Here is a 14,889-nt window from a genome sequence, read left to right as displayed (position 1 = left end):
GAATTATTCCAGCATATTAAAAAAGCCGCCCATCAAGCGGCTTTTTTATTTTAACATGCTTAAAGAGTTTTTGGAAGCTCTTTTTTGGGCATCTCAGGCGCCACGTCGTTTTTATTGGCTAACTGGCCACAGGCGGCATCGATGTCTTTTCCGCGGCTTCTGCGAATTTTGGCTACTACGCCGATGTTTTCGAGTGCGCGTTTGTAGGCTTCGATACGCTCCGGATCGGCCTGTTCGAAGTTGGGGTCACCGATGGAGTTGTATTCGATCAAGTTGACCTTTGACGGAATGCGCTTGCACAGTTTAACCAAGGCGCGAATGTCTTCATCGCGGTCGTTTATGCCTTTCCAAACCACATATTCGAAAGTGATTCGGCTTCGGGTACGAGCATACCAATATTCAAGAGCTTCTGTAAGCGTAGCCAGGTCGTTGCTCTGATTGATGGGCATGATGCGCGAACGGACCTCGTCGATGGCTGAGTGAAGGGAAACGGCCAATTTTACGCCGGGATTGTCGTCTGCCAGGGTTTTGATCATTTTGGCGATGCCTACCGTACTTAGTGTAATGCGCTTGGCCGACATGCCGAGGCCCGAAGGCGAAGTGATCTTTTCAATAGAGCGCATTACGTTGGCATAGTTTAGCAATGGCTCACCCATGCCCATGTAGACGATGTTGGTCAATTTGCGCCCGTAATAGTATTCAGCCTGTTCTCTGATGGCCACCACCTGATCGTAGATTTCCTGAGCATCGAGGTTGCGCATGCGCTTTAGGCGGGCAGTAGCACAAAAGCGACAATCAAGGCTGCACCCCACCTGACTCGAAATACAGGCAGTAATGCGCTTCTCTGTAGGAATCAGCACGCTTTCCACTACCATTCCGTCGCGCAATCGAACTGCGTTTTTGATAGTACCGTCAGCACTGCGCTGAATTTGGTCCACCTTCACTGGGTGAATCTGAAAGTCAGCAGCTATGCGCTCGCGCAGTGCTTTTGGCAGGTCGCTCATTTGCTCAAAGTCAGTGCAGCTCTTTTGCCAGAGCCACGTCTCAATCTGCCTGGCTCTGAAAGGCTTTTCGCCCAAGGATGTGATGTATTGTACGAGCTTTTCGTGACTGAGTGAGCGCAGATCCGTTTTCATGCTGCAAAGGTACCCACTCAGACCAGGACTTCTGCAATGGCCAATGTTCCAATGCTGAAAATCAGTGCGAATTTGATTTTCCGTTAATTGAAATCGATTCGTTATCTCAAATTTTTATACCAATAATTCAATGAAGCCACCCGCCAAACCCAACGGGCATTTTTGTTGTCGCCTTTCAAAAATTTCTCTTTCTCGCGCTCCCAGACCATACGCTCGATGAGTGGCAAGTGAAGGTGTTCGTCGAGCAGCCATCGCAGCTGATTGCGCAGCCAAAGGATTTCACCCGGAGTCACAAAGCCTTTTTTATCTACTCTCCATGTAATGCCCGCCGGCATGATGTCGGCTAATGCTTGTCGCAGGACATACTTGGTGTAGCCTTTCTGAATTTTCCAGTGCGGTGGCAGTGAATAAGTGTATTCTACCAATGGATGGTCGAGAAACGGCACTCGAGCTTCGATGCTGAAGGCCATAGAGTTGCGGTCTTCGTGCAGCAGAAGGGTTTGCAAAATGGACGTGTACAGCAAATGCCAAGAGAAATTTCGCAGCGGCTGGTCGTCGATGTGTTTGAGAAAGAAACTGGTCTTCAGCATACGGCCAAAGGCGTTGGGATAAAAGTGATGATATTCAAGTCTGTACAGCTGCTGTTCTGTAAAGAGGGTGCTGAGCATTGACTTTAGAAACAAGTCGATCACTTTCCGTGCACCCCAGTGCTGCATTTGGCTGAAGGTAAAAAGCTCTCTGATAAATGTCAAAAGTTTTCCCTGTCGGATGTACGTAGCAAAGAGTCTGTAGAGCGAGTGGTGGTAACCCATCAGATACTCATCACTGCCCTGTCCATCAAGCAGCACTTTGATGCCCTGCTGGTGGGCAAGCTTCATCACAAAATATTGAGAGAGGTATGAACTGCCTGACACCGGTATGTCGTACTGCCGGGTGGCACGCACAAAAGCATCTGATATTTCATTGGGATCGGGCTGAAGGGTGTGCGGTGTAATGGTCGGAAATTTCTCCCACACTTGTTGGGCAAAGGGTCGCTCGTCAGCCCCGTCGTACCATACGGTAAAGGTCTGAAATTTCCCGGGCGAAAAAAGATGTTGAACAGCACTGACCACAGCCGAACTGTCGAGCCCACCACTGAAAGTGCTACCTACCTCTACATCAGCCCGCATGTGCAGGCGAATGCTATCAAAAAACCGGGCTTTAAATTCTTCGGCCGGCTGCTGGCTTGTAGAGTTTAAATGAATGCATTCAAGGCAATAATATGGATAGATGAAAACCGAATGACCATCGAAGATCAAATTTTCACCTGGCCTAAGTTGTTTTATTTCGTAATAATGTGTTTCATTAGAATAAACCGACCAACCCAACTGCACATCGCGCATCAGCTGAAAGCTGTTGAGCCGGCCTGAATAAAGCCTGCTGTGCTTCAACGCCTTTATTTCGCTGGCGAAGTAAAAAGCCTCTCCCTTGTGGATGTAGTGAAAGGGTTTGATGCCAAAGCGATCGCGGCTGCAGAAAAGCCGGTTTTTTTGTGCATCCCATATAGCAAAGGCCCACATGCCCCGAAAGTGCTGCACGCAATCAGCCCCCCAACGTTCGAACGCCCTTAGGATAACCTCTGTATCCGAATGACTTGTGAAGCGGTAACCTGCCTTTTCGAGCTCAGTGCGGATTTCGAGGTAGTTGTAGATTTCGCCGTTGTAGGTGATGGTCAGGTGCCCCCGCGACATGGGCTGATGTCCATCGGGTGAAAGATCGATGATGGCCAGTCGATTGTGGCCAAACCATACCCCCGACGACGGACTTTCGATGCCCTGATCATCAGGGCCACGGTGCGACTGGCTGTTTACCATTCGCAAAATCACCGTTCTTGCCTCTACTTCGGGAAGCGCTTTATCCACAAAACCTGAAATACCACACATTAAAAGTATTTTTTGGCAAAGCAAACATATCTTGTATTGAAGTATCGAATTGTCTGATTTAAAAAACCGAAAAGATATTTAACGTTTTCCCACTAATGTTTTTGAAAAATTTCAACGATCCCTCCACAAATCAAAATTTTCAAAAACCATCGGATGAAATGGTATGACAGTTCAATCGGTTGAACATAGCCAGCTGAAAAAGAAAACAGAGTTACTTCTCGGCCGTTTACATTTGCCAAGCTAAGGTCTGGATTTGGAACATTCGAACAACAAGCTGCTAATCATCACCTATTACTGGCCACCTTCCGGCGGAATAGCTGTACAAAGGTGGCTGAAATTCACAAAACACCTCAAAAATCTAGGCTGGGAACCCATCGTTTACACCCCCTCAAATCCCGAGCTTCAATACGAAGATCCATCGACGCTGAAGGAAATTCCCGAAGGAATTGAAATCATAAAAAAGCCCATTTTTGAACCTTACGCACTTTACCAAATATTCACCGGAAACAAAAAAAAAGAAACGGGTTTTGGCTTTGCCGGGCAGAACAAAAAAAAGACTTTTTTAAATGAACTTTCCGTTTGGATTCGAGGCAATTTTTTTATTCCGGATGCCCGTATGTTTTGGATACGGCCATCCATCGGTTTTTTAACAGAGTATCTCAAAAAAAATCCGGTGAATGCTGTAATTACCACCGGGCCTCCACACTCGATGCATTTGATTGGGTTAAGATTGAAAAAAGAACTGGGTATCCATTGGATTGCAGACTTTCGCGACCCGTGGACCAACATCGACTTTTATCGCGAACTGAAACTTACTAAATGGGCTGACGCCCGACATCGTCGATTAGAAAATCAGGTGCTCTGGTCTGCAGATGCTGTATTGGTCGTTTCGACAGATATGAAAAAGGAATTTGAGGCTAAAACGACCAAACCGATTCACGTAATTACTAATGGTTTTGATCCAGAAGAATTTGAAGAAACGGAGGTTAAAACAGATCAAAAATTTGTGCTCACACACGTAGGTACTTTACCCCCCTCGCGCAATCCGGTAGTACTTTGGAAAAGTTTAAAATACTTGTGTGAGAACATACCCCATTTTAGAAGCGATTTGGTAATACGTCTTGTCGGAAAAGTAGATGCAGTAATTCTTGAAAGCATCAAAGATTTTGGCTTGGAAAAACAGCTAGAATGGATTCCTTTTGTTCCGAGAAAAGAGGCAATAAAATTCCAAAAATCCTCCCAAATAAATCTACTCATTGTAAACAACACGCCCAATGCCGCCGGCATCATGACCGGCAAACTCTTCGAATATCTCGCAGCAGGCAAATACATCCTGGGCATTGGTCCGGAAGATGGCGACATGAGCCGTGTGCTCGAAGAAACCAAAGCCGGAAGAACCGTTGGTTTTGATAATTCAGAGAAGGCCATAGCTGTATTATCAGACCTTTACAACCAATACCAAAAAGGTGGCGTTTTAGTACAAACCGAATCCATCTATAAATATTCGCGTGGATATATCGCAAAAGAAATATCAGAAATCATTAAAAATCTTTCATGAAAAATCACAAGATCCTAACCGTTTTAGGGGCTAGACCTCAATTTATTAAAGCTGCAGCCGTGAGCCGGGCATTGCTAAGAACCGATTTGGAAGAAATTATAGTGCATACTGGCCAGCACTTCGATGAGAAGATGTCGGAAGTTTTCTTTCGCGAGATGGATATACCTATGCCGGCTCACAGACTCGAAATTCATTCGTTGACCCACGGTGCTATGACCGGTCGCATGATCGAAGGAATTGAAAACATTCTATTTTCTGAAAAACCGTCAGCAGTGATGGTCTTCGGCGATACCAATTCTACGCTGGCTGGCGCGCTGGCGGCTGTGAAACAGCATGTACCAGTGATTCATGTAGAGGCAGGTCTTCGCTCCTTCAACATGCGCATGCCCGAAGAAGTGAATCGTGTCCTCACCGATCGGGTGTCTTCACTACTCTTTTGCCCGACCGATGCAGCTGTGCAAAACCTTAAAAACGAAGGCTTTGAACACTTCCCGATTAAAATCGTGCGGACCGGTGATGTGATGTACGACGCTGCCCTTTACTACTTCCAAAAAGCCAAACATCATTCAACCATTCTTCAAAAACTCCGTCTCGAACCTGGAAAATTTGCTCTTGCCACCCTTCATCGACAGGAAAACACGGATAATCCAGAGCGCTTAAAAGGCATCGTCGAAGGGCTGAATCAACTTCACAAGCAAAAACCGGTAGTGGTACCCCTGCACCCGCGCACCCGGAAAACGCTGGAAAACCAAAACTTAACAGTCGATTTTCACATCATCGAGCCCGTCGGATACTTCGACATGCTCATGCTGCTCCACAACTGCAGCATTGTGCTCACCGACAGCGGTGGTCTGCAGAAAGAAGCTTTCTTCTTTAAAAAGCCCTGTATCACCCTACGTGAAGAGACAGAGTGGGTCGAACTGGTGGAAGGTGGCTACAATACACTGGCCGGTTGGCAGCCCCAGCACATCCTACATGCCTTTGAAAAAAGCATGTCGAACCAGCCTGACTTTAGCAAAAATCTCTATGGCCAGGGAGACGCTTCCGAAAAAATCGCATCTGCGATTCAGGAGTTTCTCCTAAAAGATTAAAAACCCTGTAAAGTCATTGTGCTGATTAAGTATCTTGATCATTGATATTCAGATGAATAAAATTTTTTAAGAAAATAATTCTGATTATGTCAATGATCCTTGTCCTGTTCTGAATATGGGCATAGGACTCCTAGTAAGAGATTTTTGCTAAGAAGAAATTATCCGTTTTTTTATGAAAAGATTTGAAGGCAAAACGGTTATCATCACCGGTGGTGCAGCTGGCATTGGCTTTACTTCAGCCAAAGCTTTTTCCTATGAAGGCGCTACCGTGGTCATATGGGACATCAACGAAGATAAAGGCCATAAAGCTGTAGAAGAACTTTCCAAAATTTCACCTGCACACTTCCTCGCCGTAAATACTGCCAACTCTGCGGCCGTAAAAGAAGCTCTGAGCAAGACACTTGAGCTCGTCGGCAAAGTGGATGTGCTCATTAACAACGCTGGCATTACGCGCGATGCCACCTTACTGAAAATGACCGACGAACAATGGCAACAGGTGATCGATGTAAACCTCACTGGCGTTTTTAACTGTGGCCGGGCTGTAGCAGCACACATGGCAGAGCGCGGCAGTGGGGTCATCATCAATACCTCATCGGTCGTAGCTCTGTACGGAAACTTCGGCCAAAGCAACTACGTAGCCACCAAAAGCGGCCTGATCGGCATGACGAAAGTGTGGGCCAAAGAACTCGGCCGGAAAGGAATTCGCGTAAATGCTGTTGCACCGGGGTTTATTGCCACCGAAATGATTACCACTGTACCTGAAAAAGTCATCAATGCCCTTCTCGAACGCACCCCTCTGCAGCGCCTCGGCAAGCCTGAAGACATCGCATCTGCTTACCTATTTCTCGCAAGCGACGAAGCCTCCTTCATCACCGGTACCTGCCTGAGCGTCGATGGTGGAATCACAATTTAATCTCATGAGAAGAGCTGTATTAGCAGGCACAGGCATAGGCCTTGCCAATAGAATATTGCCAAACTCTTACTTCAATGAAACCCTCGGCGAAGATGTAGATACTTGGCTTCGGCAGAACGTTGAAATCTATGAAAGGCGCTGGTGCGACCCTTCCCAATCGACCGTAACCCTATGCCTTGACGCTGCCCGCATGGCCCTGAGCAATGCCGGGATAAGCCCCGAAGACCTCAACCTCATCATCATCGCCACCGATACGCCCGAGTACATCTCACCTTCTACAGCCTCGGTAGTTCAGTACAAGCTTGGAGCTGTGAATGCAGCCACTTTTGATGTGAATACGGCCTGTGCCGGCTTTGTATCAGCCCTTGACACGGCATCAAAGTACATCGCTGCCGACCCACAGTATCGATACGTGCTCGTCATTGGCGCCTATGCTATGAGCCGCTATCTGAATCCCAAAGACAAAAAAACCGTTACCCTCTTTGCTGATGGAGCAGGGGCCGCTGTTTTAAGGGCTGAAGAGAGTACCGACAGAGGGTATCTCCACGGCATTCAAATCACCCAAGGGCAGTACTTCGACTGGATGGGCATATACGCCGGAGGCACTGCCCAACCTGTAACGCCTGAAATACTTGCTGAGGGAGACCACTACCTGAAATTCGTCCGTAAATTCCCAAAGGAGCTAAACCCGCAAATGTGGACCATGATGACCCACAAGGTACTCCGTCACATTGGCCGCACCCCAGAAGACGTCCGTATGTTTTTTATGACGCAAATCAACATCAACTCCCTGCGCGAGACGATGGACAACCTCTCCCTTCCTCACGATCGGGCCATCACCATCATGCACCACTATGGCTATACCGGTTCAGCCGCCATCCCTACGGCTCTACACCATGCTGTGACCGAAGGCAAAGTGAAGCCAGGCGACCTCATCATGCTCATCGGCTCCGGTGGCGGTTTGGCCTTTGCTGCCTCAGCTATGATTCTTTAGCCTGTTCTTACTATAAACGAACTTATTCCTCCCTACCCCTTTATCCATTGAAAGGAACTGGCTTTGGCGGCTTCTGGTATTAAGTGTTTCGAAGATTTCTTGTTTTTTATCTTCCCGATTCAGTTTTTCACAAAAGATCAAGTTTTACACTAGATAACCACGTGATTGCTCGGAGCAAGTACCATCGTTTACCGGTCAGTGTCAATCCAGGTGGCAAAAAAAAAACTACTAAAATCAGATTACTTAATTTTTAGCGCTGTAGCCATAATAGAGGATCCATATGGCGCGAACCTTCCCACACTTCGAAATGCAGAATTGTTTTACCCTCTTTAAAATCGGTGAATACAGTACCGATGTCCTGTTTCGTACGCACGCGATCTCCTGCTTTTACCAGAATGTTGGTCATATTCGCGTACACAGTAAAGAAGTTGCCATGCTTGATGAGCACTGCCATTGAGCCATCTGGCAATTGAAGCACACCGCTCACTTCGCCATCGAATACAGCCCGGGCCTTAGCACCGCGCTCCGTAGCGATATTGATACCCGGATTATCCACTACCACGTATTTAGCCACCTCGTGCTGCTGCTTGCCATAGCGCTGTACGATGATGCCCTTTTCTACTGGCCAGGGTAAGCGCGTACGGTTAGCAGCAAAATTAGCAGCGAGCTGGCGCGCTTCGGGGGTAGAGCGCAGCACATCGTCGGCAGCTGCAGAAGTTTGAGCAGGTATTGTGGTTGAAGGTGTTTCTTTACGAGGTGTCGCCGAAGCAGCCTGCGAAGCACGCCGAGCAGCAGCTTCGAGTTCTGCCTTTTTTCGCGCGATCAGGCGTTCGAGTTCTGCATTTGAAGTTTTGGCTGTGTAATCTTTGTTTTTAGCCAGGCCCACAGAAGCAGCGCGTTCTTCCAGTGCTTTGCGCTCTGCAGCTTCGCGGGCGCGTTTTATTTCCAGGGCGATGAGACGTTGTATTTCACGTTCTAAGTTTCGACTTTGTTGTTGCTTTTCAGCGATCTGGCGCTCGAGTTGACGGCTTTGGATGTTCAGAGTTTGTACGAGCTCTTCGAGCATGCGCTTTTCAGCCGCAAGTTGATTGCGTTCTTCGGTCTGATTCGCAAGTAAGTGCTGCTGACTTATTCGCTTGGCATTCAGCTCATTCAGATATTCTTGAAGCTGTTTCTCTTTTTGCTTAGTAAGTTCTACTTGCTTACGACGAGCCTTTGCCAGCTGATTGAGATACTGCATGCGCCGAATGGCCTGCCATAGGTCTTGACTCGAAAGTATAAAGAGTAGGCGCATGTTTGGGCTGCGGCTGTTGTAGGCTTTTCTTATCATTTGTGCGTAGTGCTCGCGCTGAAGCCTGACCTCCTCTTCCAGATGTTGAATTTCAGTGCTCGACTCTTCGATTTCTCGCTGAATGTATTCAAGCTCCGCTTGAAGATTGTCGATGAGCTGCTCTCGGATGCGAATTTTTTGAGTAAGTGTTTCAATTATCGTCAGACTGTTAGCGCGATTGGTCCTATTTTCCTGCAGCAGATAGTTGGCCAGCTTGATTTCATCCATCAACTTGGCGCGCTGCTGCTGGAGTTTTTCACGCTGTGAAATGGGCTGAGCAGTAAGATTCCAGCAGAAGAAGATCAGAAAGATTTTAGAAAGAAACCGGAGCATATCCATTGGGAACTTCCGGAATTTTAATGTCAAAAGAATCCGTCTGAAGGCGATCGTTTACGAGTTGTAGTTTTAGAAAATTGCCATTAGCAGTCAGATGTAGGGCAATCTGTTTGGGAGCAAATGGGTCTTCACCAGCATATTCATACTCTGCCGTAAGGCGATAGGGAATGTTGGAGAGAATTTGTTTGCGTATTTTAAAATCAAAACCTGTGATGTGCAATTCTCCCGTTACCTTATCGAAAGCATTGATAGGGATTATGGAGTACAAATGAATCATATCAGGCTCGCGTTGCATACCTTCCCAAGGTGCATTCCAGCGAACGGGCAATGCTTTTAGCAGTCGGATGAGATCGTCGGTTTCTACTTCGAGACCCACAATCTGATGCAGAGTCGTTCGACCTCCTGCGGCATATTGTCTCTGAGCCCGATTGATGAAAACAATTGTATCTCGATCGGCGTAAAGGCGGGCAATGCGCAATCCCAATAAAGGATCCGACATTTCGACCAAAAGCCTGTCTTCGTTCTGTATGCGTATTTCATATCTGAAGCTTTGAGTTGAAGAATTGTCTTGGTATTGCCCCTTGCCTCTCAGTGTAAGGTAAGGCTGCGAAGTAATACGCGACAAAATGCTCTCAGCTATCGACGGCTCAGATGGTGCTGAGGGAGTTGTGACAACAGTTCTCTTGCTCTTGCACCCTACAACAAGTGATAGGGCTAATATGGCTGAGATGAAGTATTTCAACGGTTAGGAGTATTTCGAATTTTTAATAGAAGGTGGTCTTTGTCTTTAGCTGTTTCTAAAGCAGCTGAATATGCTGCCAGGGCTTGCGAGTAAAAACCTAGCTTGTGAAGAATATCGCCGTAGTGCTCTTGTATCACTGATACCTCAGAGCCACCATTTTCTATGGCTTTTTGAATTTTTACAAGTGCGTCAGTGTACTCTCCTCTTTTGTAGAGCACCCATGCCCAGGTGTCGAGCAGGGTTGCGTTAGCTGGTTGTAGTTTATTAGCTCTTGTAATAAGCATAAGAGCTTTGTCTAATTTTTCGCCCCTTTCGGCCAGATAGTAGGCAAAGTTGTTCAGGGCAGAGATATTGTTGGGGTCAATATTAAGAGCTTTTTCAAAGTATTCATCGCTGGCTGGGTTGTTTCCAAGTTTGTGATAGCTTTCGGCCAGCACATAGGTAAGCTGAAATTTCAAAGGTTTATTACCTATGGCTTTCGGAAGACCAGCTTCAGCAAGTTCTACAGCTTTATCGTATTGTGAAAGTTGAAAAGCCGACATAGCCCCAATAGCATAGCCGAGCAAGTTGTCCGGATACTTCTGTATGCACTCCTGGGCATACGTCAGGGCTTCGGCATTTCTGCCCTCCTCGCTAAGCAAGAGGATTAATTGTTGATATACAGACTCTTTATCTCCTCCATTGCGAAGCGTTCTTTGATAGGCCTGGATGGCTTCTATGCGACTTCCTTCCTTAGCCAGCACATCGCCTAACAGGGCTTGGGGCTCCGGAGCATAGGGGTGTTTTTGGGCAATGAATACGCTTAATTCTTTTATTTCATCGAAAGTGATCGAAGTGTATCGGCTGCTTACGAAGAGCAAAATCTCAACCCGTTTTCGAGCATCGAGGTTAGTTGCTCTAATGGCTTTTTTGTAAGCCTCTATGGCCTTAGCCGGTTGTTGATTTTCAGCATACAGATTCCCAAGTTCGATCCAGACCTCTCCATTGGTTGGATCGAATGCTGTCCACTCAAGCAGAAGCTTTTCTGTTTTTTTGACTTGTTTGAAGTACTTGTAGTGATTCAGCAGCGCACCGCGCAACATGTCTGATTCAGGTTTTTCTTCTTTCAACCGCTCAAGCAATTTTTCAGCTTTTTTGCGCTTGCCCATCTTGATGAGCACATTGTAACGCCGACGGGTAATGTCGTCGTCATAGCCTACTTTTTTCTCAAGCTGGTCGAGCACCTTCAGGGCAGTTTTGTACTCCATGCCCTGTATGTACAGATCAACGGCCTGAAGCTGCAGACCCTCCGAACCTTTTGTCACTAGACTGGAGGCCGACATTAGGGCATCTGCTGCCTGACGGAAGTAGTTGTACTTTTCGTAAATCTCAGCCTGAGCTACATAGTACCAGTGATTTTGAGGATTTAGTCGTACTGCTTCGCCGGCATGAAAGATTGCCTCATCGGGCCGCTCCAGCTCTTTGTACGCTTTGGCCATAAGGTGATGTACCGAGGCTTCGTTGGGTTTAAGCGCCATGCACTGCCTTAAATAGTCCAGTGCTTCTGTGTAGTTGGCTATCATCATCGCCCTATTGGCCTCCATGAAGGTGTTGTCAAACGGCAATGAAGCAGAATGCACAGCAGCCAGATCGACGCCTTCGTCAGTTTGTTGTGCAAATCCGAATTTCGGCGCTGGTAAAATCAGTACCAAAAGCCAGACGAGAACTATGTGATGATGAAAACTTTTCAAAGTTATTCCAATGTACTATAATCTCCTATGCTTACCTCACGGTAATTTCCGTTGAAGAAGACCTTGTTACCAATCATCGAATTGGTAAGGTTCACATTTTTAATAACGGTATTTTGGCCTACGATGGTTTGAGTGAGTTCAGAATTTTCAACAGTGGTACCCTCACCAATGGAAACATAGGGCCCTATTTTCGAATTCACTATTTTGGCTCCTGCACCTATAAAGCAAGGCTCTACAACAGTGCTGTTTTCAATCACCGCATCCCTACTAATCAATTGTTCCTCATTTTTTACGAAGTCGAGGATTTTCATATTAGTTTCGAGTACCACGTTTTTGTTACCGCAGTCCATCCATTCGATTACTGTGCCCGTTTTAAACTTCGAGCCCTTGTTTTTCATATTCTCCATAGCATTGGTCAGCTGGTACTCGCCTTTGTCTTTAATGTCGTTATCGATCAGATACTGAAGTTCTTGCTTCAGATACTCACCGTCTTTGAAGAAGTAAATTCCAATAATGGCCTCATCAGAAACGAAGTGTTCAGGTTTTTCGACAAATTCAGTAATAAAGCCGTTTTCGTCCTTTTTCACTACACCAAATTGTCGAGGATTCTCCACGCGCTTGGTCCATATAACTCCATCGAGGCTGCTATCGAGTATGAAATCAGCGCGGAAAAGAGTATCGGCAAACGCAATGACCACCGGACCCGACAGCGATGGCGCAGCACAGAGTATGGCATGAGCCGTACCTAAAGGCTGATCTTGATAATAAATACTTCCTTTAGCGCCCAAGCGTTCAGCTACATCAACGAGCATTTTTTCTACCTCTTTACCAAAATCGCCGATTACATAAGCGATTTCTTCTACCTTCTGACCGCAGATTTTTACAATGTCTTCCATCAATCGCTGCACTACCGGCTTGCCGGCAATTGGGATAAGAGGTTTAGGGGTAGTAAGTGTATGTGGGCGCAAGCGCGTGCCTCTTCCAGCCATCGGAACGATTATTTTCATAGGTATTCGATTTAGTGTGTGAAATATGGGCGAAATTACAGGCTATGTAGTCTTTTTTACTACATAAAATTCCTCAAATCCGATTTTTTTAGGCTCTTTTGCTAAGGAATTGTTCCAAAGGTCAATTACTTTGTAGCGATGTATGCAGTGCTTGATATAGAAAGTTCCGGCGGCAAACGCGGACAAGAAAAGATCATCGAAATCGCTATTTTTCGTTTTGACGGACGCGAAGTAGTGGATCAACTTATCAGCCTGGTGAATACTGATGGAGCTATACATCCGTACGTGCAGAAGCTCACTGGCATTACCCCTAACATGCTTCGGCGTGCACCCAAATTTCACGAACTAGCTAAGCGCATCATTCAGATTACCGATGGAGCTGTTTTGGTTGGTCACAACGTGGCATTCGACTATCGAATGCTCGAACAAGAATTTGCCTCCCTCGGCTACGAATATCGCCGTGAAACGCTCGATACCATTAAATTGACACAAAAATTGATTCCAGGCTTAAAATCTTATGGATTAGAGAATATTTCCAGGGAGCTAAACATTTATAATCCACAGCGACACCGTGCCGCCGGCGATGCCCGCGTAACGCTCGAGCTCTTCAAAATACTTTTAGAAAAAGACCAGCAAAAAGACATTTTATCAAGCGCTAAGCCTCTAAATCTAGACATTACTCGTCATCACGATGCCGGCAAACTGGCCCGGCTGCTCGATTTGGTTCAACCCGAAGCAGGTGTGTTTTACTTGCGCGATGCCAACGGAAAGATCCTCAAAACCGGATTTGCGAAAAATCTCTTTTCAGAGCTGAACAATATTTTTTTACTCGATTTCGCGCTAAAAGACCAAGTTGTTGATATCCAAACAGAACTAACTGGAAATGACCTTATTTCTAAACTAAAACTCTACACCCAGTCACTTGCAAATCCGGTGGAATTGCAAGTCGATGCCTTATATATGTCGAGTTGGCAAGTCGTGTGGAAAAATGGAAAGTTTATTCTGAAGGACAGCGACAATCTTTTGCCTGAGAGCGTAGTAGCCTTCGAAAAAAGACATAAGGCTAATGTACTGCTCAGAAAACTGATGAAATTTCCTAAACCTGGCACACATAAGGCTGCCGTACACTTAGTAAAAAAAATCATGTATCCGGGCGAAAATTTCCTGCTTAAACTGCCGGGACGCTCCCTAGATGAAACTGCTGTTATCGCTATTGAAAATTATACTGCGCTCGGCTATGGATACTATCGACTTCATTATGAGCTACAGAGATTCGAAGCCTTTCGAAAAACCCTCACACCTCTGCCAGACGATGCCTTTGTGATCGGCCAGTTAATCACTTGGATGCATAAATACCCCAAATCGGTTGCCCCATTACCTGGCTCAGACCAGACTCTAGCCGCAGGCGAAACTCAATCCTTAGAACAACTCACAACCGAAGATTAAAAAGCTTTTAATTTGAGACTCAGATCTCGCTAAAAAGAATCTGCCTCCTACCTTCGCAAGAAAATTTTTGAAACTGTCATGAAAAAAGGAACTGTTATTCTGCTCTCTATTGTAGTAATCCTACTGCTGATAGCTGCTAACGGCTGTAGTACTTACAACACTTTTGTAGATCTCAATGAAAATGCTGAAAAGGCGTGGGCCAATGTTCAGACCCAATACCAACGCAGATACGACCTCATCGGCAATCTGGTTCAAACCGTACAAGGCGCCGCCGACTTCGAAAAATCTACCTTGACCGAAATCGTTGAAGCCCGCTCACGCGTGGGTAGTATTCAACTGAATGCCAATGAGCTGACGGAAGAAAAGCTCGCCGAATTTCAAGCCGCTCAAGATCAGATGCGCTCAGCACTGAGCCGATTGCTCGTAGTAGTAGAGCAATATCCGGAACTAAAGGCTAACCAAAACTTCCTGGAACTACAAGCACAGCTCGAAGGCACTGAAAACCGGATCGCCACAGCGCGTAATGACTACAACGAAGTAGTAGCCGTTTACAACAAGGCCGTCAAGCGCTTCCCAGGCAAATTCTGGGCCTCCCTTTTTGATTTTGAGCCAAAGGCAATGTTCAAAAGCGAAGCAGGTGCCGAAAAAGCTCCGAATGTGCAGTTTGACTTCAAATAGCAAACT

General features: G+C 46.3%; 12 protein-coding genes. 6 read left to right on the top strand and 6 right to left on the bottom strand.

Annotation, left to right across the window (positions count from 1 at the left end; all coding sequences use genetic code 11):
* Window positions 1-59: 59 nt before the first annotated feature.
* Both rlmN and asnB read right to left on the bottom strand, forming a co-directional pair.
* Window positions 60-1,136: a dual-specificity RNA methyltransferase RlmN gene (gene rlmN, locus EIP89_RS06685; RefSeq protein ID WP_124397899.1), complete on the bottom strand. Its 1,077-nt coding sequence runs from the start codon at window positions 1,134-1,136 to the stop codon at window positions 60-62.
* 101 nt (window positions 1,137-1,237) lie between these two features.
* Complete coding sequence (gene asnB, locus EIP89_RS06680) at window positions 1,238-3,058, bottom strand: asparagine synthase (glutamine-hydrolyzing) (protein ID WP_124397898.1); 1,821 nt, start codon at window positions 3,056-3,058, stop codon at window positions 1,238-1,240.
* A gap of 253 nt (window positions 3,059-3,311) precedes the next feature.
* Between asnB and EIP89_RS06675 the strand changes: the two genes are divergently transcribed.
* From EIP89_RS06675 to EIP89_RS06660, 4 genes are all read left to right on the top strand, one after another.
* Window positions 3,312-4,616: a glycosyltransferase family 4 protein gene (locus EIP89_RS06675; protein WP_124397897.1), complete on the top strand. Its 1,305-nt coding sequence runs from the start codon at window positions 3,312-3,314 to the stop codon at window positions 4,614-4,616.
* Window positions 4,613-5,707, top strand: a complete 1,095-nt coding sequence (gene wecB / locus EIP89_RS06670; protein ID WP_124397896.1) for a non-hydrolyzing UDP-N-acetylglucosamine 2-epimerase — start codon at window positions 4,613-4,615, stop codon at window positions 5,705-5,707. Before EIP89_RS06675 ends, wecB begins: the two co-directional genes overlap by 4 nt.
* Before the next feature lie 172 nt (window positions 5,708-5,879).
* Window positions 5,880-6,620 (top strand): 3-oxoacyl-ACP reductase FabG, encoded by a 741-nt coding sequence (fabG, locus tag EIP89_RS06665; protein ID WP_124397895.1) that lies wholly within the window; start codon window positions 5,880-5,882, stop codon window positions 6,618-6,620.
* A 4-nt stretch (window positions 6,621-6,624) separates the two neighbouring features.
* Window positions 6,625-7,614: a 3-oxoacyl-ACP synthase III family protein gene (locus EIP89_RS06660; protein WP_124397894.1), complete on the top strand. Its 990-nt coding sequence runs from the start codon at window positions 6,625-6,627 to the stop codon at window positions 7,612-7,614.
* 250 nt (window positions 7,615-7,864) lie between these two features.
* On the opposite strand, the gene EIP89_RS06655 is transcribed toward EIP89_RS06660, so the two are convergent.
* Genes EIP89_RS06655 through EIP89_RS06640 form a run of 4 tightly spaced genes read right to left on the bottom strand, consistent with a single transcriptional unit; the run spans window position 7,865 to window position 12,759 of the window.
* Window positions 7,865-9,283, bottom strand: coding sequence for a murein hydrolase activator EnvC family protein (locus tag EIP89_RS06655; protein ID WP_124397893.1), 1,419 nt, complete (start codon window positions 9,281-9,283; stop codon window positions 7,865-7,867).
* Window positions 9,258-10,022 (bottom strand): lipoprotein insertase outer membrane protein LolB1, encoded by a 765-nt coding sequence (gene lolB1, locus EIP89_RS06650; protein WP_124397892.1) that lies wholly within the window; start codon window positions 10,020-10,022, stop codon window positions 9,258-9,260. Before lolB1 ends, EIP89_RS06655 begins: the two co-directional genes overlap by 26 nt.
* A complete protein-coding gene (locus EIP89_RS06645; protein WP_124397891.1) occupies window positions 10,019-11,752 on the bottom strand; it encodes a tetratricopeptide repeat protein in 1,734 nt (577 codons plus the stop codon). Before EIP89_RS06645 ends, lolB1 begins: the two co-directional genes overlap by 4 nt.
* A gap of 2 nt (window positions 11,753-11,754) precedes the next feature.
* Window positions 11,755-12,759, bottom strand: a complete 1,005-nt coding sequence (locus tag EIP89_RS06640) for a sugar phosphate nucleotidyltransferase (RefSeq protein ID WP_124397890.1) — start codon at window positions 12,757-12,759, stop codon at window positions 11,755-11,757.
* Window positions 12,760-12,897: 138 nt separating this feature from the next.
* Between EIP89_RS06640 and EIP89_RS06635 the strand changes: the two genes are divergently transcribed.
* On the top strand, window positions 12,898-14,205 hold the full coding sequence (locus tag EIP89_RS06635) for an exonuclease domain-containing protein (protein ID WP_124397889.1): 1,308 nt from the start codon (window positions 12,898-12,900) through the stop codon (window positions 14,203-14,205).
* 78 nt (window positions 14,206-14,283) lie between these two features.
* On the top strand, window positions 14,284-14,883 hold the full coding sequence (locus tag EIP89_RS06630) for a LemA family protein (protein WP_124397888.1): 600 nt from the start codon (window positions 14,284-14,286) through the stop codon (window positions 14,881-14,883).
* Window positions 14,884-14,889: the final 6 nt, after the last annotated feature.

It is taken from the genome of Thermaurantimonas aggregans (assembly GCF_003851885.1).
In the GTDB taxonomy this organism is placed as follows: domain Bacteria; phylum Bacteroidota; class Bacteroidia; order Flavobacteriales; family Schleiferiaceae; genus Thermaurantimonas; species Thermaurantimonas aggregans.
Note: the sequence above shows the minus strand (reverse complement) of the source record. Positions and strands in the feature narration are given on the sequence as shown.